The sequence below is a fragment of the Nonomuraea sp. NPDC048882 genome (assembly GCF_040649755.1).
GTDB lineage: Bacteria > Actinomycetota > Actinomycetes > Streptosporangiales > Streptosporangiaceae > Nonomuraea > Nonomuraea maheshkhaliensis.
This window is the reverse complement of record NZ_JBEZGB010000025.1, coordinates 99,291-122,728: the sequence shown is the minus strand read 5'-3', so window position 1 is coordinate 122,728 and position 23,438 is coordinate 99,291. Positions and strand designations below refer to the sequence as shown.

The 23,438-nt window shown below is 71.7% G+C and carries 17 protein-coding genes; 10 read left to right on the top strand and 7 right to left on the bottom strand.

Going from position 1 to position 23,438, the window contains the following annotated elements:
• On the bottom strand, positions 1–1,869 hold a 1,869-nt coding region (locus tag AB0C27_RS50325), incomplete at its 3' end, for a condensation domain-containing protein (protein ID WP_357861429.1).
• A gap of 354 nt (positions 1,870–2,223) precedes the next feature.
• Here AB0C27_RS50325 and AB0C27_RS50320 point away from each other — a divergent pair.
• Positions 2,224–3,387 (top strand): cytochrome P450, encoded by a 1,164-nt coding sequence (locus AB0C27_RS50320; protein ID WP_357861427.1) that lies wholly within the window; start codon positions 2,224–2,226, stop codon positions 3,385–3,387.
• A gap of 30 nt (positions 3,388–3,417) precedes the next feature.
• Here AB0C27_RS50320 and AB0C27_RS50315 read toward each other — a convergent pair whose 3' ends face one another.
• A complete protein-coding gene (locus AB0C27_RS50315; protein WP_357861425.1) occupies positions 3,418–4,386 on the bottom strand; it encodes a TauD/TfdA family dioxygenase in 969 nt (322 codons plus the stop codon).
• 126 nt (positions 4,387–4,512) lie between these two features.
• On the opposite strand from AB0C27_RS50315, the gene AB0C27_RS50310 reads away from it, so the two are divergent.
• Complete coding sequence (locus AB0C27_RS50310) at positions 4,513–5,316, top strand: alpha/beta fold hydrolase (RefSeq protein ID WP_357861423.1); 804 nt, start codon at positions 4,513–4,515, stop codon at positions 5,314–5,316.
• Here AB0C27_RS50310 and AB0C27_RS50305 read toward each other — a convergent pair whose 3' ends face one another.
• The 3 genes from AB0C27_RS50305 to AB0C27_RS50295 all read right to left on the bottom strand — a co-directional run bounded on the left by AB0C27_RS50305 (position 5,317) and on the right by AB0C27_RS50295 (position 10,388).
• On the bottom strand, positions 5,317–7,722 hold the full coding sequence (locus tag AB0C27_RS50305) for an aminotransferase class I/II-fold pyridoxal phosphate-dependent enzyme (protein WP_357861421.1): 2,406 nt from the start codon (positions 7,720–7,722) through the stop codon (positions 5,317–5,319).
• Positions 7,719–8,741 carry a 4-hydroxyphenylpyruvate dioxygenase gene (gene hppD, locus AB0C27_RS50300; protein WP_357861419.1) on the bottom strand — a complete coding sequence of 341 codons (1,023 nt, stop codon included), beginning with the start codon at positions 8,739–8,741 and terminating at the stop codon, positions 7,719–7,721. Before hppD ends, AB0C27_RS50305 begins: the two co-directional genes overlap by 4 nt.
• Positions 8,742–8,804: 63 nt before the next feature.
• Positions 8,805–10,388, bottom strand: coding sequence for an MBL fold metallo-hydrolase (locus tag AB0C27_RS50295; protein ID WP_357861417.1), 1,584 nt, complete (start codon positions 10,386–10,388; stop codon positions 8,805–8,807).
• 499 nt (positions 10,389–10,887) lie between these two features.
• On the opposite strand from AB0C27_RS50295, the gene AB0C27_RS50290 reads away from it, so the two are divergent.
• The 6 genes from AB0C27_RS50290 (at position 10,888) to AB0C27_RS50265 (ending at position 19,790) form a co-directional block, all read left to right on the top strand.
• Positions 10,888–12,000 carry a hypothetical protein gene (locus tag AB0C27_RS50290; protein WP_357861415.1) on the top strand — a complete coding sequence of 371 codons (1,113 nt, stop codon included), beginning with the start codon at positions 10,888–10,890 and terminating at the stop codon, positions 11,998–12,000.
• Positions 12,001–12,049: 49 nt separating this feature from the next.
• Positions 12,050–13,831, top strand: coding sequence for a GH3 auxin-responsive promoter family protein (locus AB0C27_RS50285; RefSeq protein WP_357861413.1), 1,782 nt, complete (start codon positions 12,050–12,052; stop codon positions 13,829–13,831).
• Positions 13,828–16,221, top strand: coding sequence for a hypothetical protein (locus AB0C27_RS50280; protein ID WP_357861411.1), 2,394 nt, complete (start codon positions 13,828–13,830; stop codon positions 16,219–16,221). The genes AB0C27_RS50285 and AB0C27_RS50280 overlap by 4 nt, the downstream gene beginning before the upstream one ends.
• A 95-nt stretch (positions 16,222–16,316) precedes the next feature.
• Positions 16,317–17,219, top strand: coding sequence for a hypothetical protein (locus tag AB0C27_RS50275; protein ID WP_357861409.1), 903 nt, complete (start codon positions 16,317–16,319; stop codon positions 17,217–17,219).
• Positions 17,216–17,911: a DUF6182 family protein gene (locus tag AB0C27_RS50270; RefSeq protein WP_357861407.1), complete on the top strand. Its 696-nt coding sequence runs from the start codon at positions 17,216–17,218 to the stop codon at positions 17,909–17,911. Before AB0C27_RS50275 ends, AB0C27_RS50270 begins: the two co-directional genes overlap by 4 nt.
• A gap of 94 nt (positions 17,912–18,005) precedes the next feature.
• Complete coding sequence (locus AB0C27_RS50265) at positions 18,006–19,790, top strand: PA14 domain-containing protein (protein WP_357861405.1); 1,785 nt, start codon at positions 18,006–18,008, stop codon at positions 19,788–19,790.
• Between the two features lie 211 nt (positions 19,791–20,001).
• On the opposite strand, the gene AB0C27_RS50260 is transcribed toward AB0C27_RS50265, so the two are convergent.
• Positions 20,002–20,214: a hypothetical protein gene (locus AB0C27_RS50260; RefSeq protein WP_346109955.1), complete on the bottom strand. Its 213-nt coding sequence runs from the start codon at positions 20,212–20,214 to the stop codon at positions 20,002–20,004.
• Positions 20,215–20,512: 298 nt separating this feature from the next.
• Positions 20,513–21,148: a TetR/AcrR family transcriptional regulator C-terminal domain-containing protein gene (locus AB0C27_RS50255; protein ID WP_357861401.1), complete on the bottom strand. Its 636-nt coding sequence runs from the start codon at positions 21,146–21,148 to the stop codon at positions 20,513–20,515.
• Positions 21,149–21,217: 69 nt separating this feature from the next.
• Here AB0C27_RS50255 and AB0C27_RS50250 point away from each other — a divergent pair, with 69 nt between their 5' ends.
• Together AB0C27_RS50250 and AB0C27_RS50245 are read left to right on the top strand one after the other, a co-directional pair.
• Entirely contained in the window at positions 21,218–22,177 is a 960-nt protein-coding gene (locus tag AB0C27_RS50250; RefSeq protein WP_357861398.1) for a hypothetical protein, read from the top strand.
• Positions 22,178–22,201: 24 nt separating this feature from the next.
• Positions 22,202–23,398: an FAD-dependent monooxygenase gene (locus AB0C27_RS50245; protein ID WP_357861395.1), complete on the top strand. Its 1,197-nt coding sequence runs from the start codon at positions 22,202–22,204 to the stop codon at positions 23,396–23,398.
• Positions 23,399–23,438 lie beyond the last annotated feature (40 nt).

Sequence of the window (23,438 nt, the reverse complement as noted above, 5' to 3'; positions counted from 1 at the left end):
CATCCAGACCAGCCGATTCACCACACCCGCATGCGGCACCACCACCCCCTTCGGCCGCCCCGTCGAACCCGACGTGAACATCACATAAGCCGCATCCAACCCCGAAACAGCCACCCCCAGCCGCTCACCCGACAGACCCACCGCGTCATCGAGATGCACCACCTCCACACCACCGAAGTCAGCCCCGGCCCCAGCCACCACCCAGCACGCCCCGGCGTCCGCCACCATCACCGCCGCCCGATCCGCCGGCAGCTCCGGATCCACCGGCAGATAGGCCGCCCCCGCCTTCAACACCCCCAGCAACGCGACGACCAGATCAACCCCACGCTCCAAACACACCCCCACCACCGACCCCACCCCGACACCCCGACGAGCCAGCAGTCGAGCCAGCCGATTCGCCCGCGCGTCCAGCTCGGCGAACGACACCTCCACCCCGTCGCCCACCACCGCCACAGCTCCAGGCGACCGCGCGACCCGCGCCTCGAACAACCCTGCCAACGACTCCGCAGGCACCTCCGCAGCCGTGTCGTTCCACTCCTCGACCACCAGCCGCCGTTCCTCGGCGTCGAGGATCTCCAGCCCCCCGACGCGGTCCTCGCCGGTGGCCGTCGCCAGCCACCGCAGCACGCTCAGGTATCGGCGCGACACGTCACCGGCCGCGTTCAGGTCGTGCAGATCCGGGTTCACGTCCACGTTGACCTGCAGCCCCGACCGCTCGTAGAGGTCGATCCGCACCCCGTTGACGCTGCCGGTGGACAGGTTGTGCGCGGTGACGGCGCAGTCGCCGAAGCGCAGGTCGTAGTCGAACGCCATGACGTTCACCAGCAGCCCGCACAGCTCGCCCTCGGCGATCCGCAGGTCGGTGTGCAGGTCCTCGTAGCGGTAGCGCTGGTGCCGCAGGCCCTCCCTGATCGCCTGGGAGGTCTGGCGGAGCAGGCCGGCGATCGTGGTGGTGCCGGGGTCGACGGTGAGGCGCAGCGGCAGGATGTTGGAGGTCATGCCGGGGACCGTCATCTCGCGCTTGCCGGTACGGGCGCGTACGGGGATGCCGACGACGACGTCGCGTTCCCCGGTCATCCGGTGCTGGTAGAGGGCGGCGGCGGCGATGGCCAGGCCGGCCAGGCTGGTACGCAGGCGGCGCGCGGCGGCCTTGAGATCGGCGGCCTCCTCCTGGCCGACGGCGTCGGTGTGCCGGAGCGGGGCGTGCTGGGCGCGGCGGAGCCGGTTCGAGCCGCCGGCCGTCACGATCGGGAGGTCGGCGAGCCGGTCGAGCCAGTACCGGCGGTCCTGCTCCAGGTCGGCGGACTCGCGGTAGGCGCGGTCGGCGTCGAACAGCACCGACACGGGTGCGATGGCCCCGTCCTCGACGGAGCGTCCTTCGAGGAGCGCGGTGTAGAGCTCGGCGGCGCGGGTGGCGATGAGCATGCCGCCCTGGCCGTCCATGGCGCAGTGGTGCACCCACGTGTACCAGTAGGTCAGGTCGTCGGCGAGCTTGATGAGCGCGCTGCCGTACAGCGCGCCGCCGTCGAGGTCGACGGCCTGGCGCAGGTCGGCGCGCATCCAGGCGTCGGCGGCGGCACGCGGGTCGGGTTCGGCGCTGACGTCCACGACGGGCACCGGGTAGTCGGCCGCGTCGTGCACGTACTGCAGGGGGACGCCGTCGACGACGCGGAAGCGCAGGCGGAACGTCTCGACCTCGTCGGCCCGGCGGCGGGCGGCGCGTTCCAGCAGCTCCAGGTCCACCTCGCCGTGGATCTCCATGTACTCGGCGACGCGGAAACTCCAGTTGCCGGGCGCGAAGCGCTGGGCGTACCACATGGCGAGCTGGCCGGACATCAGTTCGTGGAGTTCGCCGTGAGCTGCAGCCATTCCCGAGCACCCCAATTCGTTCGACACGCCTGCTGGACGGGCGGCGCCGAGTCCAAACCTTCTCCGGCCGGAAATCCGGTCACGGGCGCGAGCGCAAAACCAGCCTTCAATGCGATTGATGCGGGATTTACGCGCCGACCACTATGTCCCAGGGCCGAGTTCGGGATCAATGGTGGCGTTCAACTGCTCCGCCGCCGCAGTTGCACGCCCGCGAGCAGGGATAAAGGCGCGCTTGACGGGCCGAGAAAGGCCCTGACACGGTAAGGCGTCCCGCGTTCCGCCGGGCGCGGGAAAGGATGAAGAATGTGAGGCACCGGCATGCCGGAAATGTCAGCGCCGCCGCATATCGATTTGGTGGATCCCGCACTCTACTCACACGGTGACCCGTTCGCGCAATGGCGTTGGCTGCGTGCGAACGCGCCGGTGCACTGGCAGCCGCCGGCCGAGTTGCCCGGATTCTGGTCGCTGACGCGTTATGACGACGTGCGCACGGCGTACCGGGACGCGGAGACGTTCAGCTCCGCGCAGGGCATCCTGCTGCGTCCGAAGGAGCACGGCGCCGACCCGGGAGGCGGGCGGACGCTGGCGCTGACCGATCCGCCGCGGCACCGCCGGCTGCGGGCGCTGGTGGACGAGTGGTTCGCGGTCCGCTCGATCCGGGCGCTTGAGCCGGAGCTGCGCGAGATCACCCGCGGCGTGGTGGACCGGGCGCTCGACCGCGGGAACGTCGACTTCGTGGCCGACGTCGCGGCCCGGGTCCCGCTGTACGTGATCTGCCAGATGATGGGCGTCCCCGAGACGGACTGGGAGCGCCTGTACGAGCTGACCAGCCAGGCGTTCGGCGGCGGCGACCCGCTCACCCGCAGGTTCGCCCACCTGGAGATCCTCGGCTACTTCGAGACCTTGCACGCGGCGAAGGCCGCGAACCCCGGCGACGACCTGGTGAGCGTGCTGGCCACGGCGGAGGTGGACGGCGAGCGGCTCAGCCCGGACGACGTCATCCTCAACTGCGACAACCTGCTGGTGGGCGGCACCGAGAACACGCGCATCGCGGCGGCGGGCGGCATGCTCGCCTTCCTTGAGCGCCCCGGCCAGTGGCAGGCGCTCGCGACGGACCGGGACCTGCTGCCGTCCGCGGTGGAGGAGGTGCTGCGGTGGACGTCCACCGCGACGCACATCATGCGCACCGCGGTCCGGCCGGTCGAGATCCACGGCCGGACCATCGAGGCCGGCGACAAGGTGGTGTTCTGGCTGCCGTCGGCCAACAGGGACGAACGCGTCTTCGACGACCCGGACGTGTTCGACGTGCGGCGGCAGCCGAACCGGCACCTGGCGCTGGGCTTCGGCGAGCACTTCTGCCTCGGCAGCGTGCTGGCCAGGGCCGAGCTGCGGCTGCTGTACGGCGAGCTGCTCGGCCGGGAGGTGCGCGTCGAGGCGGACGGCGAGCCCGAGCTGCTGGACTCGATCGTGGTCAACGGGCCCGGGCGGCTGCCCGTGGTGCTGAAGCGGGCCGGCTGAAGCAGGCGCCGGCAACTCTTAGGGGACGGCTCAGTCCGACATGGCGACCAGGACGCGGCGGTCACCGGTATAGGGGCGGCGGCCGTGCCCGACGGCGACGTTGTCGATGACCATGAGGTCGCCCTGCTTCCAGTCGACGTCCACGGCCAGCTCCAGCCCCCGATCGTGCACGTGCAGGACGTACTCGTCAGGGATGGGGCTGCCGTCGGCGAGCGTCACCGACTGCGGCAGCTCCTCGGGCGGCAGGATCTGGGCCAGCTCGCGGGCGATGTCGTCGCCGAGCGCGGCCGGGTGGAAGTGGTCGGCCTGGTTGAACCAGACCTCCTCGCCGGTGACCGGGTGCCTGATCCAGGCGGGCCGGACGGGGCTCACCATGCGCAGGCCACCGTCGGACGTCCAGTTCCAGGTGAATTGTCCCTCGTCGAGGAACGCCTCGACCTGCTTCCTGTCGTCGGTCTCGAACGTCTGCTTCCAGCTGCGGCCCAGGCCGAACCCGTCGTGCAGATTCTGCGCGTAGCGGATGCCGCCGGCGAAGGCGTCCCGTACCTTCTCGTCGAGCGACGCGAGCCAGAGCGTGCCGTCCACGACGGGCGTGGCGCCGCCGGAGCCCGGGGTCGTGGCGCAGTAGAACAGCAGCCGGCTGGGCCACTTGTGGCTGTAGGACAGCTCGTTGTGCATCGCGATGGTCTGCTCGCTCGGGTACTCGGTGGAGGTGTAGACGTTCCCCGCGGCCACCTTGGTCCGCGGCGACGTGCCGTGCGTGTACGCCAGCCGGTTCGGCAGCAGCAGGCCCATGACCTCGTCCAGCTCCTGCTCGCCCACCTCGAAGTCGCGGAAGACCACGACCTTGGCCCTGGTGAGCAGGTCACCGAAGTCCCCCGCCGCCGCCAGCGCGCGGCGCAGCCCCTCCGCGCCCCGCTCGGGGCCGTCGGGCCGGACCTCGGCCGGCTTCCAGTCGTTGTGCGCACTCATGAAGAAGACCTCATCTCCGCGGCTCATGGTCGGCCACATCCCGGGCGAGTATGCGGGTCGTGTCCCCGCCCGGGCGAGGTCGTTCAAGTGCGGCGGCGCGCCAGTTGGACGGGTGTTCGACGGGCCCGAGCGGCGCGTGCCATGGTGGGCGACATGCCGTTCGTGAGCACCAACGGGATCCAGCTCAGCTACCAGCGTTCGGGCAGCGGTGACCCGGTCCTGCTCATCATGGGCTCGAACGCCGCGGGCCACGTGTGGACCATGCACCAGACGCCGGCGCTGAACGCCGCCGGATACGAGACGATCGTGTTCGACAACCGGGGCATCGCGCCGTCGAGCGCGCCTCCCGGTGACTACACGCTGGCGGACCTGGTGGCCGACACCAAGGGGCTGATCCAGGCCCTGGACATCGGGCCGTGCCGCGTGGTCGGTACCTCGATGGGCGCCATGATCGCGCAGGAGCTGGCCCTGGAGTGCCCCGAGCTGGTGCGCTCGGCGGTGCTGATCGCGACGCGGTCGCGCTCCGATGTGACCAGGCGGGCGCTGACACGGGCCGACCGGGCGCTGCGGGAGAGCGGCGTCGAGCTTCCTCCCAGGTACGAGGCCATGCGCACGGTCCTGGAGATGTTGTCCCCCGCGACGCTGAACGACGACGCGGCCGCCTCCGGCTGGCTGGAGATCTTCGAGCTGACCACGGGCGCGGGGCGCGAGTCGGCGGGCCAGCTCGGCGTGGACACGGTCGGCGACCGGCGGGCCGCCCTGCGCGGCGTCACTGTGCCGTGCCGGGCCATCGCCTTCGCCGACGACCTGATCTGCCCGCCGCACCTGGTGGCCGAGGTGGCCGACGCCATCCCCGACTGCGACCTGGTGGAGCTGCCCGGCTGCGGCCACCTGGGCAATCTGGAACGCCCCGACGCGGTGAACGCCGCGATCATCGAGTTCCTGGACAAGAACTGATCATCCGGCCTGGGCCCGGACGAAGCGGCTCAGGCGGGCGCAGCCCTCAGGGATGAGGGAGGCGGGCAGGTAGCTGACGGACAGCCGGATGGCGTGGTCACCACCGCCCTGCGGATAGAAGTACGACATCGGCGTCCAGATGACCCCGAACTCCTCCGCCGACCGGACCAGGGCCTCGTTGCCGGCCGCGAACGGGACCCGCAGGGTCAGAAAGAAACCTCCTGTGGGCTCGTTCCAGCTCACGCTGAGCTGCTCCGCGTCGGGGAAGCAGGCGGCGAGCTCGCGCAGCGTGACCCGCATCGCCTCGCCGTAGTGGGCGGCCGGGCCGGTGTTGAGCTCCGACGTACGTCCCCGAGCGGCGAGCAGCATCCCGGCCACGACCGCCTGGCTCACGGCGGAGGTGTTCACCGTCACCATGCTCTTGATCTTGGACAGCTCGTCGGCCAGCAGCCCGCCGCCCTCGACCGGCTGGTCGGCCACGGCGTAGCCGACGCGCGCGCCGGGGAAGAGCGTCTTGGAGAACGAGCCGAGCTGTACCACGCGGCGCTCACGGTCGAGCGCCTTGAGCGTGGGCAACTGAGGGCCGGGGCTGACCATTCGGTACGGGCTGTCCTCCAGCAGCAGCACGTCGTGCCGGGCGCACACGCGCAGCAGCTCCTCGCGGGTGCCGAGTGGCATGGTGGCGCCGGACGGGTTGGAGTGGTCGGGCACCACGTAGAAGGCGCGAGGACGGCGGCCGCGGGCCCGTTCGGCCAGGATGACCGCCTCCACGTCGGCGCAGCGCAGCCCCTCCGCCCCCTCCTCGACCACGGCCGTGGCGACGTCGAGCAGCCGGGCCGCGCCGGTGATGCCGACGTAGCAGGGGCTGGAGACCAGCAGCACGTCCTCGGGGCCCCTGATGAGGGCGCGGAGCGCGAGCAGCATCGCCTCCTGCGCGCCGACGGTCACGACGATGGACGCGGGCGGCACGTCGATGCCCTCGTCCGCGCGCAGCGAGGCGGCGACCAGCTCGCGGATCTGGCCGTTGGTGGGGCCGTACTGGTAGAGGGCGGAGCGGACCTCGGCGGGCGTGGCGCCGCCCCGCTCCAGGTGCTCGACGTAGCGGCGCAGGTGGGTGAAGACGTCCTCGGTGTCGAAGAAGCCGTCGTGGGGGCGACCGGGGGCGAACGAGAGCGCGTCCGGGTAGCGGTGCGTGATCTCGTTGAGGAAGTTCATGGTGTCGAGCAGCGGATCGTTCAGGCTGCCGTGCAGGTCGTGCCTGCGCAGCGTGACACCACCCGCCACAGGCTCGGAAGGCGCCGGCGCGGTCGTCGTCACAGCGGCCGGGAGCTCGGACGCCGCCGCGGCCGGGGACGCGGCGGTGAGCAGGGCCGGGCCTGCGTCGCGAGGGGCCGGGACGCCGGTGAGGAGCATGGCCTCCGCCAGCTCGTCGATGACGATGCCGAGCACTCCGGCCACGCCGTCGCTCCCGCCCGCGGCCAGCCCGTGCAGCACGGGCCGCCCGAGCAGGACGGCGTCCGCGCCCAGGGCCAGGCAGGCCAGGACGTCGGCGCCACGGCGCACCCCGCCGTCGACAAGCACGGTGCAGCTCCCGCGCAGCGCCGCCGCGATCTCCGGCAGCACGTCGAACGTGGCCGGCGCGCCGTCGAGCTGCCGCCCGCCGTGGTTGGACACCACGACGCCGCCGGCCCCCGCCTCCCTCGCCAGGACCGCGTCCGAGGCGGTCAGCACCCCCTTGACCAGCACGGGCAGCGAGCTGATCGAGCGCAGCCAGGCGACGACCGACCAGTCCAGCGCGGCGTCGAACTCGGCCGCCGCGTGCCCGCCGGGCGAGGAGAAACCGGTGCCGGTCAGGTTGGCCGGTGCCACACCGGACGGCAGCAGGAAGCCGTTGCGCAGGTCGCGCACCCGGCGCCCCAGCCGGGGCGCGTCGGCGGTCAGCACCAGCGCCTCGAAGCCGGCCGCCTCCGCCCGTTCGACCAGCCGCCGCGTCGTCGTACGGTCGCGGAAGCAGTACACCTGCAGCCACAGTGGCGCTGAGGCGGCCGCGGCGATGTCCTCGAACGTGCGCCCGGCGAAGGTGCTCACCACGAGCGGCGCCCCGGCGCGGGCCGTGGCGACCTCCCCCTCGGGGTCGGCGAGCGTGTGGTAGGCCATGGGCGCGACGCCGATCGGCGCGTCCCACACCCGGCCGAGGACCTCGGTCTTGGTGTGGGGCAGGCCGAGGCCGGTCAGGACACGGGGGCGCAGCCGTACGTGCTCGAAGGCCGCGAGGTTGGCGGCGAGGGTGCGCTCGGCGCCGGCGCCGCCCTCCACGAAGTCCCAGACGGCCGGGCCGAGCCGCGCCCGCGCCAGTTCCGCGTAGTCGGCGAGGGTGACCGGCCCGGCCCGGCCGTGGCCGGTCATCCCGCGCTCAGCCGGTCACGCTGGACGGCCTCGTACAGCGCGCGGATGTTGGAGCTGCCGAACCCGCGCGAGCCCAGACGCTGGATGAGCTCGTAGAACAGCGTGTTGCGCTCGTAGGGCGAGCGGCTGAAGAGCTGCAGGAGCTGCCCCCACTCGTCGTGGTCGGCCAGCACATGCGCCTGCCTGAGGTCGGCGAGCGTGAACGGGCCCTCCTGGAGGCGGTCGGCGAGCGCGTCGTAGTAGGAGGCGGGCGTGGTCAGGAACTCCACGCCGCGCTCGCGGCAGTCGCGCACGGCCGTGATGATGTCCCGGACGAGGAAGGCCAGGTGCTGCACGCCGGGGCCGCCGTTGCGTTCGAGGAACGCGTCGAGCTGCCCGCCGTCCTTGCCCGGGTCCGGCGCGACCAGCGTGAACGTGACCCGCTCCGACGCGCTGCGCACGACGATCGAGTCCATCGCCTGGCCGCCCGTGTCGACGTACTCGGAGGAGTAGCGGGAGAAGCCGAAGGCGTCGCGGTAGTAGTCGGCGTACTCGCCGAGCCTGCCCCCCTCGACGCAGACGGCCACGTGGTCGAGCAGTTCGATGTGGCCTTCCGCGCCCGCGGGGCCGTCCGGGGTGGGGACCCAATTGCGGCCGGCGGGCGGCACGGCCGAGGGCTCGTCCGCCTGCGGGTGCAGGGTGTGGGTGACGCCGCCGAAGCCGGGGACGACCGTGTTGCCGCGTACGGTCATGACGGGCCCGGCGCCGGCCGCGACCGCGGCGGCTTCGGTGGCGGTGACGTCGTCACAGGTCATGCCGATGTCGGCGATGCCGTCACCATAGGTGTCGAGGAACCTCCAGATCCCGCGGCCGGAGGTGACGACCAGTTGCACGCCGCCCTGCCGCAGCAGCACGGAGCTCCGATCGACCTCCACGGAATCGGCGACCCGGGTGAAGCCCATGGCTGTGACGAAATAGTCGACGGCTGAGATCTTGTCCTGCGTGAACAGCTCGACGTACGAGATGTCTTGCACAGCCATGGCATACCTCCTGGAGAACCGATGGCCACGTCGTCAATGGGGGGTGGGCCGGCAGCCTGCTGGCTACCAGCGCCATTCCTGCTGCTTGAACAGGTGGCCGGCCTTGATGCCACGGTCGGAGCACCATGCGAGGAACTCGTTGATCTGCTTGATCTGGTAGGTGTCCTCGTTGTACGTGGTGGCCATGACGTGGCCGAGCCAGGCCTCCTCGCCCATGGCGTAGATGTAGCCCTCCTTGGCCCCCAGCTCGGTCATGATCGCCCCGGCCTGCTCGGCGTTCGAGCCCGACAGCTTGCGCGAGTCGCTCATCTTCTTGGGGATCGGGATGGTCAGCAGCGCCTGGTAGAGCCAGGTCAGCGGGGCGCCGTCGCACTCCATGCCGAGGAAGGCGTAGTCGGCCGTGCCCAGGTGGCCCTTGATGTAGCGGTACAGGGCGGGGTCGATGCCGGAGGAGTCGGCGCCGATGAAGACGTTCTTGCCCGCCAGTTCGGCCCAGTAGGTCGACTTGGCGCGAATGTCCAGGTCGCAGTGCTCGCCGAGGAACGGCGTGGCCGTCACCTTGCCGCCGGGGAAGGGGATCTCGTCGAAGTCGTCCACCTCAAGCACGGGGAAACCCTGGTGGCTGAGCATCAGCGCCATCGACGGGTCGCACAGGTTGCCGCGCGAGGAGCGCGGGACGACGACGGCGCCGACCCGGCCGCGGAGCTGCAGCAGCGTCTCCAGGACGATGTGGTCCTGGTGGCCGTGCGTGATGAGCACGAGGTCGATGTAGTCGGGCAGGTCGTCCAGGGTGTAGCGGTCGTCGGCGGTGCTGTCCGCGCTGATGAACGGGTCCGTCACGATGGCGGCCTCGGGCGTCTGGAGCACCAGGCAGGCGTGGCCGAAGTAGCGGATCCGGCCGCCGGACTCGATGTGCCGGTCGGGCGACAGGCTGGGCCGGTCGCTGAGCATGCCGGACAGCCGGGCCGCCTGGGCGTCGTCCAGCTCCAGCGCCTCGCGCAGGTGACTCAGGGTCGTCGGCCGCACCCGGGCCTTGAACAGCTCCTCCAGGCCGGGGTGGCGGAAGGGGATGGCCAGTTCGAGGACGTCCGGGGACGGCAGCCGCGGGGTGCTGAGGATGAAGGGACGCTCGATGCCGGTCTCGAACGACAATTGCACCGACTGGCGGGCCTCGGTGTAGGCGTCGCTCTTGTAGACGAGCGGCTCCATGAAGCGCAGTTGCGCCTGGTTGTCGGTGTCGTAGGCCAGCTCGACCAGGCCGGCGAGCTCGGCGGGCAGCTTCGGGTAGAGCGGGGTCAGGTCGAACCCGGTGGCGCTCGCGCGCAGGATCTCCTGCCCGGCCATGACGGCGTCGGCGAAGCGCAGCATGCCGGCGCGGTCGCGCTTGATGGTGTCGAGCAGGTCGCGTACCTCGTCGACGCGGCTCTCCGGGATGTTGATGAAGTAGCCGCCGCGCAGCTCGGGGTTGTTGCTGGCCGCCACGTGCACCTGCGGCGACTGCAGGTACGACTCCAGCAACGGCACCTGGAGCCGGGCCAGGTTCAGCGCCGCCTGCACCGGCGCGATCGTGTGCGGCCAGGCGAAGAACCTGTCCACCAGCGGTTCGACAATGACCTTGGACTTCAGGAACAGCTGCTCTTCAGCCATCAACGCGCTCCCTCCGAGAGAACCGACATCGTGAACCGGCCCGGGGCGCACGGGTGTGCTGCGCAGGTCTCGCGCATGGCACAGCGGCGGACCGTGAGAATCGGACGAGTTACCGGGTGATCGGGGTCCCGCACTTCAGGCGCCGGCGATGAAAGAATGACGGGGCGGTGCTTTCCGCGGCAAGGTGCGGGCCTGTTGAACACCCACCCGCCGTTCAACTGAGGCGGCGCGGCAGTTGAACGCCGGAAAACGCCGCGGTAATGCGGCGGTTGGACACGCGAAAACGCGGCCGCAATGCGACGGCCGGAGTCACGGGCGTAATGCGGCGGCCGGACGCTCGAAAGCGCGGGCGTATTGACGGAAACGTCATTACGTCCGGGGCGGTGTTTTGCGCAAGGGCGTGCTCGCGCGGTGGCTCATGGCGGCGCCGAACGTCTATGGTCCGGGATCGACCGGGCGCTCCCGAAGCCCGCCGCGTCGTAGTCGTAGAGGAGCGCGCGTGCGTGGTCCTTCCCGGCGGCTGCTGCTCGCACCCGTCACCATCACCGCCACCAAGCCCTTGCTGCCCACGCACGTCAAGGGCTTCCTCTGGGTGGACACGCTCTTCCGGAGCACCCGGCTGGTCCGCGACCTCGAGTACTACTGGAACCCGCGCGCCGCGAACCTGACCGGCCAGACGATCCAGTTCTGGGACCATCTCGACCGCCGGCATCCGGACCTCGACCACGACACGCTGTCCGTCGAGGACCTCGGTCACCTCTACGTACGCTTCCACGCCTCAGGCGACGCCCGCCCGATGGACCGCCTGCGCCACTACACCGAGCGCGTCGAGCGGGAGGGCTGGGTGCACCCGTCCACGCTCGCCGCCACCCGCGACTGGCAGCGGCAGCTCGGCCTGCTCGGCGTGCACGACCCCGGCCTGACCGCCGACCGGCCCGCCGCCGCCTCGATCGACGAGACCGTCGAGCTGCTGGTACGGCGGCACCTGTGCGTGGACCACCGCGGGCACGGCGGCCCCGCCTATCTGGACGGCACCCGCTGGGGCATGCCGCTGCGCCCGGTGATCGGCGCCGACGGGCACGCCAACTACCTCCTGGTCATCCTGCGGGACCTGCTCCCCCGCCTGGCCGAGGGCGGCCAGGCGCTGCTCGTCTATGACGACGACCTGGCCCACGACTACGCGCTGCTCGCGCGGGTACTGGGCGAGCTGGGGGCGCGGCCGTCGCGGCTGCCGCTGGGACGGGTGCCGATCGGGCGCGCCGCCCGCTCCAGCCGGTACGGCGGATGGGACGGGCACTCCCTCGGCCGGCTGGCGGAGCTGTGCCTGCGGGAGTTCGACCCGGCCGTGTACCGCCTGGGGATGCGCCTGTACTTCATCGCGATGCTCAAACGCACAGCCGCCGAACCGTTCCGCCCCGACCTGCTGCGCCGCGCCATGAGACGGGCCGCCCGAATGCTGGACGAGGCCGGCGGGGCCGGCGACGGGGACGATCTGCTGGCGTACCTGGGTGGATTCGCCGCTCCGGGGGGCTGGATCGACCCCTACCGCCTCACCGACGGCCTGTTCGCCCGGCGACCCTCATCGGACCTGCTCAAGCAGGTCTACCTGTGACGCGCATCGACCGACCACCGACCACCCACGAACGATCACCAGGAGGGCCATGACCACCGAACGTTCCTTCGCCTCCTCCGCCGGGAACGCCACGGGGGACGCCGGAGCCGCGGCCGTGCGCGCGGAAGCGTACCGGCGGCGGGTCCTGCTGGAGAGCGGCAAGGCCCTGGCCTCGCTGGACGACCCGCGCGCCGCCCAGTCCTCGGTGCTGGCCGAGCTGCTCGCCACGAACGGCGGCACCGCCTTCGGCCGCGAGCACGGCCTGCCCGCGGTGCGCGACGCGGCCGGTTACCGGCGGGCGACGCCGATCCGCGGGCACGAGGAGTTCCGGCCCTGGCTGGAGCGCGTGCACTCCGGCGAGCGGCAGGTGCTGACCAGCGAGGAGCCCACGGCCTTCTTCGCCAGCAGCGGCACGACCGGCGGGGAGAAGAGCATCCCGGTGACGGCCGGGTTCCTGCGCCGCTGCTTCCTGCCGTTCTACTTCGCGGGCTTCGCACAGCTCGTACGGCATCATCCGGATCTGCCCGCCCGCGATGACGCGGTGCTCAACCTGTGGCAGGACCCCCACTCGCCCACGGGCCGGACCAGCGACGGCCGGCCGCACCTCGGCCCGAGTCAGCTCGACTTCGCCAAGGCGGGCGAGGACCTCGCCGTCGGCCTCGGCAACCGCGCGCCCTGGAGCCGGCTCCCGGCCGAGCTGGGCGGCGCCGGCCCGTGGGAACGCGCCTACCTGCGGCTGCGGATGGCGGCCGAGCACGACGTACGGGGGATCATCGCCGTCAACCCGGCCATCGCGGCGGCACTCCCCCACCAGCTCCGCGAGTGGTGGCCCCGCATGGTCGAGGAGATCAGGAACGGAACGGTCGGCGGCATACCGCTGCGTCCGCCCGCCCCCGGCCGGGCGGCCGAGCTGGAACGCGTCGCCGCCCGCCGCGGCACACTGCGCCCCGCCGATCTCTGGCCCAGGCTGGAGCTCCTCCTGACCTGGAACACCTACGTGTCCCGGCTCTACCTGCCGGCGCTGCGCGAGGAGTACGGTGCGGGGCTGCGGATCCGTCCCGCGCCGATCGGCTCGTCGGAGGGGCCGCTGGCCGTCCCCCTGGCCGGGCGATCGTCGGGCGGGGCGCTGATGGTCTCCGGCTGCCTGTACGAGTTCATCCCGGCCGGCGACCGGATCGAGCCGTGGAGCGACACCCTGGAGCCGCACGAGCTCCAGGAGGGCGAGGAGTACCACGTCGTGGTCTCGCACGTCGGCGGCCTGTACCGGTGCGCGGTGCGCGACATCGTGCGGGTGGTGGGGTTCGCCGGGGCGACGCCGATCGTCGAGTACTCCTGCCGCGACGGCCGGGTCTCCGAGGCGGGCGAGCGCGTCCGCGAGTCACACGTGCTACGCGCGGTCGCGGCGGCCGGCGAGACGACCGGCCTGCCCGTCCAGCAGGTGATGTACCGAGCGCGCCCGAACGCCGGCCCGCCTGGACACCAGACGGCCGACACCTCCGCCGGCCCGCCCCAACCCGAAGCCGCCGCCTTCGCCGGCCTGCCCCGGCACGAGGCGGCCGTGGCCTTCGCCGCCCCGCCGGCGGACCTCACTCCGTTCCGCGACACCCTCGACCAGGCCCTGTGCCGCGAGGAGCCCGGCTACGCCGCCGCCCGCCGCTCGGGAGCCCTGGCCGCGCCGCTGGTACACGCGGTGCCGGTGGAGGCGTTCTGGCGGGAGTGGCGGCGCCGGGTCGAGGAGGGCGAACGGCCCACCAGAGTCAAGGACCGGGTGTTCAGGGACGATCCGGCCGCGTGGCAGCGCGTGCTCTCGTTCGCTGGAGGACGACGTTGACCGCCGAGCCCCAGGCCGGGCCGCTGCGCGAGACGCCGTACCCGACCCTGCCGGGGCGCGGCCAGTACACCGAACGCGCCCGCCGGGACTTGCTGGCCTGGTTACGAACCACCACGAAGGCCGCACTGCCCGCCCTGGAGCACTCGACCATCGACCCGCGCACACTCCCGGGCAACCTGGAGAACTACGTCGGCGTGGTCGAGGTCCCCGTCGGCCTGGCGGGGCCGCTGCTGTTCACCGGCCGCCACGCCCAGGGCATGGTGACGGCGCCGCTGGCCACCACCGAGGGCGCCCTGGTCGCCTCGGTCGCGCGCGGCGCGAAGGCGATCACGCTGGCGGGCGGGGTGACCAGCCAGGTCATCTCGCAGCGGATGACCAGGGCGCCGGTGTTCGAGTTCGCCGGGCTGGGCGCGGCGGCCGAGTTCGCCCGCTGGATCGTCACCCGCAAGGCCGACCTGGACCGGCGGGTGGCCGAGGTGTCGGCCCACTCGCGGCTGACGGCGGTCGATCCCGTGCAGCTCGGCCGGGCCGTACACGTGCGGTTCGTGTACGAGACCGCCGACGCTGGCGGCCAGAACATGACCACGGCGGCCACCTGGCGGGCCTGCCAATGGATCAACGACCGGCTGGCCGTCATGCCGGGGCTCGCGCCGACCTGGTTCGCGATCGAGGCGAACCTGAGCGGCGACAAGAAGTTCACCCACCTGAACATGATCTCAGGGCGCGGCACCCGGGTCGCCGCCGAGTGCGTCCTGGACCGCGAGACCCTGCGGCGCGTGCTGAAGAGCACGCCGGAGGCGGTGGACCGGCTCTACCGGCACAGCGTGCTGGCCGGCCAGCAGGCCGGCATGGCGGGTCACGACATCGACGCGGCGAACGTCATCGCGGCCATCTTCGTCGCCACCGGCCAGGACATCGCCAGCGTGTACGAGTCCGGCACCGGCCTGTTCTCCGTGGACGTGTCGGAAGGCGACCTGCGCGCCACGCTCGTCCTGCCGAGCCTGGTCACCGGCGTGGTCGGGGGTGGCACCAGGCTCGTGCGCCAGAGCGATTATCTGGACGTGCTCGGCTGCCGCGGTGAAGGCCACGCCGCCCGGTTCGCGGAGATCATCTGCGGGTTCGCGCTCGCGCTCAACCTGTCCACGATGGCGGCGGTGGCCGGCGGCCAGTTCGCCGACGCGCACGAGCGGCTCGGCCGGAGCCGGCGGGTGAACTGGCTCGGCCGCGACGACCTCGGTGCCCCCATGCTGAGCCCGATGCTGGCCCGCGCCCTGGAGGCGCCCGGCCTGGAGGTCACCGACGTCGTCTGGCTCGACCAGGACCCGGGATCGAGCCTCATCACGGAGCTCACCTCCCGATCGGAACGCCGCAAGGTCACGGGGATCCTCCCGGTTCGCGCGGCCTGGAAGTGGGACGGCGGCGACGGCGAGACGGACCTGGTGCTCAAGGTCAAGCCGCTCGACCAGGAGGTCGTCATCGAGGCCGCCAAGCTCGCCTCGCTGTGCGGGGGCCGGGTGGCCGACCTGTATCCGCGCTGGCGCGACTGGACCGGCTTCACGGGCCTGCACACGCGTGAGCTCGCCGTCTACCGTCATCCCGAGCCGGCGTTGCGGGCGGTGCTGCCGCGGGCGTACGGGGTGCACGAGGACGCCGGGCGCGAGGCGTACGTCATCGCCATGGAACGCCTCGGCCCTGACGTGCTGCACCTGGACAGCGCGGACCACCCCGAACGGTGGCGCCCCGCCGACCTCAAGGCGGCCGTACGCGGGATCGCCGCCGTGCACGCCGCCTTCCTCGGCCGCGACGACGAGCTGCGCACCTGGCTGGCGCCGGTGCAGAGCGCCGAGCGCATGACGTCCATGCGTGAGCTGTGGTCGGCGCTGCTGGAGCACGCCGCGTCCGAACATCCCGAACTCCTGCCCGCCGCCGGGGCGGACCGGCTCGGCCGGATCATCGAGGAGATCCCGCAGTGGTGGCGCCGGCTGGAGCAGTTGCCCCGCACCCTCGTCCACCACGACTTCAACCCCCGCAACCTGGCCCTGCGCCGCACGGGGTCGGCCCTCTCCCTGGTGGCCTATGACTGGGAGCTCGCCACGCTGCACGTGCCCCAGCGGGACCTGGCGGAGCTGCTGGCCTTCGTCCTTCCCCCCGACGCCGGCGAGTCGCAGGTCACCGCCCTCCTCGACCTGCACCGCAAGGCCGTGGGCCACGGGCAAGAGCGTCGGGTCTGGCGCGAGGGTCATCGGCTCGCGTTGTGGGACTTCGCCGTGACCCGGCTGCTGCTGTACGCGATGGTGCACACGCAGCGGGAGCTGCCGTTCCTGCCCCGCGTCGCGGCCACGACCCTACGCCTGATCGCCATCGAGGACGCCGCCGCGGAGCACCCATGACCCCTGACCATGCCCCAGCACGCACCGCCATCCCGACCCGGGGGAACCCTGCGCCGGCCCGGACCACACCGCCCACCCCGCCACCCGCCGCGAGCATGCCACCGGCCCCGGCCCCGGCGCCTGCCGCGGGTCCGGTCCGGGTCGCGCTGCTCGGTGTCGACGGCTCAGGCAAGAGCACCTGCGCCCGTCTACTCGCCCAGCGCTCCTCCGCCGACCGCCCCCACGTCGTCCTGTCCTGCCTGCGCCCGCACGAGAACCCCGGCGGCCCGCTGCACGAGCTGTCCCGGCACCTCGACACCCTGTCCTCGGCCGCCGACCACCTCGGCAGCCCCGATCTCAAGCTCGCCGTCCTCTACCTGCAGATGTGCACGTACGGCGTGGCCGAGCGCTTCTTCACTGCCCGCCCGGCAGCCGCGCTCATCACCGAACGCCACCCCCTCATCGACACGCTCGTCTACCTGCCGCTCTACCGAAACGCCATCACCACGACAATCACCCCGAACCCACAGACCCCCACCCCGAACGGCACGCCCGCCCAACACGACCGGTTCCCCATCCCGGACCGCGCCGACACCCTGCGCGAGCAACTCACCCGGCTGCCCACCCCAGCCGTCCAGGCCACCCTGGGCTGGTGCCGCACCCTCGCCCCGCGCCACCGCGGCCGCGTCCCCCGCCTCGACACCCTGGCCACCGAACTGATCGCCCTCCTGGACCTGCCCTCAGCAGCCCTGATGACCGAACTCACCACCCGATACGCCGTGTCACCCCCCGACGTGGCGATCCTGCTCGACCTCGACCCCGCCGAGGCCGCCCGCCGCGTCCAGGCCCGCGACCGCCGCCCGGAACCCCACGAACGCGCCGACCTGCTCCCCCTCATCCGCGACGGCTACGACGAGGCTCTAAAGGCGTTCACCTCGACCAGGGTCCACCGCATCGTCGTCGGCCACCGCCCCGCCCACGAGGTGGCCGCCGAGATCGCCAGGACAGCCGGCCTATGACCACACCCGCCCCCGAACAGCACCTGCTGCGCACCCACCTCGACGCGAGACTCGCCCGCGTCCGCCACGCCAGATCCCTCCGCACAACACTCGACGACCCCCCGGCCCCGGCCCAGGACACCGGCGTGATCGCGGTCCTGCGCACCTTCGACCCCGCCACTTTCATCACGTCCGCGCACGCCTTCGCCTCCGCCCTCCCCCAGTCGCGAAGCGCCCCTTGGTACGCCGCCTTCACCAGAACGATCTTCCTGGCCGGCGACCCCGCCAACCTGGCCACCCGCCACCCCTTCGACCACCTCTCCCCCGACGGCTCCATCGCCTGGTACGCCCCCGCTCCGCTGTCGTCCCGCGAAGGACTCCGCCGCCTGCTGCGCCCGTTCCGCGGCCCGCACGCCCTCCCCGCCCCGCGAACCCAGCAGATCCGCTTACCGAACCAACCCGCCACACCCACGACGGCCCACCTGGACATCCCCGTGACGGCGCTCCCGATCGAGGCGTACCTGATCCACGTCAACCACCTGATCGCGGAGGCCACCCTGGACGGCCTCCTCGCCAAGGTCACCCACCTGCGGCTGAACCACCTACCCCATCCCCCGGACCCGGCCACCTCCCACACCCGCATCCGCGTCACCCCGGACCCCACCGCACCGGACCACCTCCGCCCCCACGCCTACCTGACCTTCCCCACCTGACCCCGCCGTCCACCCCCTCCACGCCCAGGTAACCACCCCGTAACGATCTCTATGCCATGATCATCCAATATCTCGAATCTGCGATGGGAGCACGATGATCGCTTTAGCCGGCCGCCTGCTGCGCGCCGTCCTCGCAGGCGGTTTGGCCGTCGCCGTCGCGACCTCCCCGGCCTACGCCCAGGAGCGGGCCGCCGCGCCGGCGTCCGTCTCGGTCGACTTCACCAGGCCGGTCCGTACGCTGTCCGCCACCGACTACGGCATCGGCATCACGGGGTACGGCAACCAGTCGTACATCACCAACGACGCCCGGCACCGAGAGCTCATCCGCAGGCTCGGCCCCGGCCGGATGCGCATCGAGCTGCACTACGAGGTGCCCGGCGACCACGACAGCCCGATCGTCTGCGGCGGCTTCTTCTGCGACACCAAGATCACCGGCGACGCCTGGATCACCGCCATCCGCGACCTGGGCGCCGAGCCGGTCATCATCCTGCCGGTGGACGCCCGCCAGAGCGCCGAGGTCAACCGGGACGACGCGGTCGCGCTCTACGAGCACTTCGCGGCCACGGGCGACCCGGTGCGGCGATTCATCGTGGGGAACGAGACCGACTGCAGCTGCGTGCCGGGCAAGCCGGAGATCCCGGCCGCCGAGTACAGCAGGCGCTTCAACCTGATCGCCGACGCCCTGCGCGCGAAGGACCCGGCTGTGCGGCTCGGCGGCCCCGCCACGTCGTCGAACAAGCTCGACTATCTGCGTACGTTCCTCACCGTGTCGGGTGACCGCGTCGACTTCCTCGACTACCACGACTACGGCAGCGGCAACGACGCCGTCACCGACGAGCAGCTGCTCGGCCCGGTCATCCGCCAGTACGAGACCGACCTGAAGGAGGTGGCCGCGCTCGCCAGGTCGATCCTCGGCCACGAGATCGACCTGCAGATCGGCGAGTTCAACTCCGACTGGCAGGACGACGACGGCCACCGTACGCTGACGCACTTCAACACGCTGTGGGGCGCGGCGGCGCTCGGCCAGATCCTGCACGCGGGGGCGGCCGCCTACCAGTACGGCGACAAGAACGGCCAGCTCGGCCTGACCAGCACCGACGGCGAGGGCGGAGTGCCGCGCAACGAGCCGCTGCCCATCTACCACGGCATCGGCATGTTCACCGGCGAAGAACTGTTCCGGCCGTTCGGCGCCACGATGGTGACGGCGACGTCCGACGACGACGCGCTGCACGTGTTCGCCTCCGACGCGGCCAAGAACATCGTCCTGGTCAACGTCGGCGACGAGCCGCTGCCCACCACGCTGTCGTTCACCGGCCTGACCGCCGCCACGGCCGCCGTCTGGCGCAGCACCTCCGACGCGTGGGCCCCGCACCGCGCCGGCTCCGCCACCGTCGCGGGCGGCGCCACCACGCTCACCCTGCCCGCCGCCTCGGTCACGACCCTGGTCGTCGAGGAGGAGGGCCTGAACGCCACCTACTTCGACAACGCCGACCTGACCAACCCCAAGGTGACCCGCGTCGACCCCAACGTCGACTTCGACTGGGGGTCCGCCTCCCCTGACCCGGCCCTGGAGCCGGACACGTTCAGCGTGCGGTGGACGGGCAAGGTGATCGCCGACCGCGCCGAGACGTACACCTTCATCACCACCAGCGACGACGGCGTCCGCCTCTGGGTGGACGGGACGCTGCTCGTGGACAACTGGACCGACCACTCCAAGCGGGAGGACACCGGGCAGATCGCCCTGACGGCGGGGGCGCACGACATCAGGATGGAGTTCTACGACGGCGGCTTCGACGCCATCGCCCAGCTCCACTGGTCGAGCCCCAGCATCGTGCGCCAGGTCGTCCCGAAGGAGAAACTCCGCACCGGAGCGGCCTGACGAGCCGGCACGTGAACGGCCCCCGGCGTGAGCTGTTCAGCCCCTCGCGCCGGGGTCACACTGTTGCCCATGAGCGATCCACGTCTCCGGATCGAGCGCGTGGGCCGACGTCCTGAGCGACCCAGTGGACATCGTCCCCCATTTCGAGAGGGACTCGGTGCGAGCATTCACTCCGAAACCAGCTCTCCTGAGCTGAGCCGCGCAGAGGTCATCAGAGGGAGTCGAGCCGCTTGCTCCCCTTGTCCGTCAGCGACGCCAGGTGCACCGCCACGCCGAAGGTGGTGAACCCCTCCCTGGCCGCCCGCGTGAACTCCGTGATCACCGCGTCGGACGGGTATTGCTTGACCAGGACGTCGTAAGCGGCGAATCCGTTGTCGCGGATGGCGGCGAGGACCACGTCCGTGTTCAGCTCAGCGTGTGCCACGATCTCCTCCAGCAGGTCACCTTGCCTTTCACAGTCCCACCAACTCCGGCGGCTGTCACCACCGGGAACCTTCGGCCTTCCCGCGCCCGCAAGTGATCGTCAAGCGCTTCTTGATCCGGCCTCCCTATGGTGCGGACATGCCCAACATCGGTGTCCCGGAACTGGTCTTCGCCTTCATCATCCCCGTGGCTGTGCTCTGGATCGTCATCTACACCGCCGTACGCGCGGCGCTCCGCCACAGCAAGTGACGCAAGGGCCGGGCCGTCACCGCGGCCCGGCCACCAGCACGGACGAACCGTCAGGGCAGCCGGGCCGCCAGCCCGTCGAGGACGACGCCGAGTTGCCGTTCGAACCTCTGGTCCCCGTCGTCGCGCAGATGCCCCGCCGCCTTGACCAGCTCGGCGCCTTCCCCCAGCCACGCGTCCCGCTCGGCGAGCGAGTAGCGGTCCGGGTCGCCTCCGCCTGACTGGCCGCGTTCCTGCTCCTCGATCACGAAGCCGACCACGAACGCGGTGACCAGGTCGAGGGTGTCGTCCGCCTCAGCCAGCGAGAACCCGGCCCCCGTCAGGCGTTCGAGCCAGCGTTCCTTCGCCTTCACCACGTCGGGGTCGGAGAAGCGGGTGCCGCTGAAGATGCGCGCCCCGTCGCGGTGCCGCAGGTATTCGGAGCGCAGGACGCGGCCGTAGGCGGCCACGTCGTCACGCCAGCCCGCGCCGGGCGCGATCTCGGAGAGGGCGCCGGTGACGCGGCGCATGACGAACGTGCTCATCTCGTCGAGCAGTTCCTGCTTGTTGCGGACGTGCCAGTAGAGCGCCGGGGCTCCCACGCCGAGCCGGGACGCGAGCGCGCGGACGGTGAGCGCGTCCATGCCCTTGTCGTTCAGCAGGTCGAGGGCCGCCGCCACGATCCGCTCCCGAGTGATGCCCTTCGCCACAGTTGACACCTTAACAAAGTTCAGGCACGGTTGGTGACGTCCGAATTGAACTTAGTTCAGGAGCGTTTCATGCGTGCTGCCGTCGTCAACTCCGCCGATGCGACACCCGTCTGCGCGGACTTCCCCGCCCCGGAACCACAGCCGGGCCGCCCCCCGCTGAGCCTCGTGGGCGTCGGGCTGCACCACGTCGTCCGAGGCATGGCCACCGGCCGCCACTACCACAGCGGCAAGGCGTTCCCCCTGGTCCCCGGCGTGGACGCCGTGGCCAAGACCCAGGACGGGCGGCTGGTCTACACGGGCCTGGCCCGGTCGCCCTGGGGCACGATGGCCGAAACGATGGTCACCCCGTTCGAGGTGGACCTGCCCGCCGGAGCCGACCCGCTCGCGGTCGCCGCCGGTATGAACCCCGCCTCGGCGGGCTGGATGCCGCTGGTCGCCCACCGCAGGGAGGCGGGCGAGCTCGGCACCGTGCTGGTGCTCGGCGCGACCGGCATGTCGGGCAGCCTGGCCGTACGGGCCGCGCTGGCGCTCGGGGCGAAGCAGGTCGTCGCGGCCGGACGCGACCGCGAGGCGCTGGAACGACTGAGCGACCTCGGCGCCGTCACCGTCCCGCTCGCGGACCCGGCGCCCAACACCATGAAGACCGCACTCGCCGCCACCCTCGCTGAGGCGCAGCCCTCGCTCATCCTCGACTTCGTGTGGGGCCCCGTGGCCGAGGCCGTCTTCACCGCGCTGAGCAGTGTCCGCCCGGACGACGAGAGCGCGGCGACGTCGTACGTCCAGATCGGCTCACTCGCCGGGACCGAGGCGGCACTGCCCGCGGCACTCCTGCGCAGCCGCCGGATCCGGATCACCGGCAGCGGAATGGGCTCGGTCTCCAAGGCCGAGATGATCGCCGAGTTCCCCGAGATGATCACCCGGTTCGCCGACGGCACCTTCGACGCGTCGTACACGACCTACCCGCTCAGCCGCGTCGGCGCGGCCTGGGCGCACCAGGGGCGCACCCGCGCCGTCGTCGTCCCCGGCTGACCACTGAAGAGAGGAACGAACATCATGCGGAAACGCGCGTTGGTGGTCGGGCTCGGCATCGCCGGCATGTCCGCGGCGATCGGGCTGCGGCAGGCCGGCTGGCACCCGGTCATCGTGGAGAAGGCTCCGGAACGCCGGAGGGGCGGCTATTTCGTCGGTCTCATGCCCGAAGGCCGACAGGCCGCCGCCGACCTCGGCATCCGCGACCACCTGCACACCCGCAACCCGCCCGGCGGCGGAAAGGCGTGGTCGCTGAACCGGCGCGGGAACCTTGAGCCTGGCCTGGGGTTCCTGCACCAGCCCGGCGACCCGGCGGCGGTGGTCCGGGGCGACATCGAGGCCGCACTCTGGGAGGGCATCAGCGGGATCGGAACGGACGACCCCATCCCGGTGCACTTCGCCATGAAACCCGTGGAGATCGACGACACCGGCGCAGACGTCCGCGTCCTGCTCGAAGAAGCCGGCGTGTGGCGGCGCGAGCGCTTCGACCTGGTCGTCGGCGCCGACGGCATGCGGTCGAACGTGCGCCGCATGGTCTTCGGCCCGCCCGAGAACTACCTGACCGGGTGGAACGCGATGATCTGCGCGTTCCAGCTCAGGGAACAGGTGCCGTCGTTCGAGGGGGCGGACAGCATCATCAGCGCCCGGGCCGGCCGTGGGGCGTGGGTGTTCGGGTTCGCCGACCGGCCACCGACCGCCCTGCTGACCTACCGGACCGAGGACGTCGAAGGAGAGTTCACCGGATCCAGGATCGAACGGCTGCGCGCCGCGTTCTCCGACATGGACGACCCGGTGGTGCGGCACGCCCTGGACTCGCTGGAGGAGACGCCCGACTTCCTGTTCGACTCGGTGCACCAGGTGAAGATGCCCAGGTGGAGCCGGGGAAGGGTGGTGCTCGTGGGCGACGCGGCGTGGTGCCTGAACCTCTACTCGGGCATGGGCGCCACGTTCGCCCTCCGCGGCGGCGCCGAGCTCGGCCGTGAACTGCGGGCGAGCCCCGGCGATCTCGGCGCCGCACTGACCGCCTGGGAGTCACGGCTGCGCCCGTCCGTCGTCAGGCACCAGCACCTCGCCCGGGTGAAGCAGCAACTGTTCGTGCCGTCGAACCGCCCCGCCGAAGCCGTCCGCTCGGTGGTCGTCCGCCTCGCGTGCACGGTGCGGGAACGCAGGCTGGCCAAGGCCCGTGCCGAGGCCCGTACCGAGGAAGGAAGAGCGGCATGACGGTGACCGTCACCGAGGAGCCGTGGGACAGCACGGACGG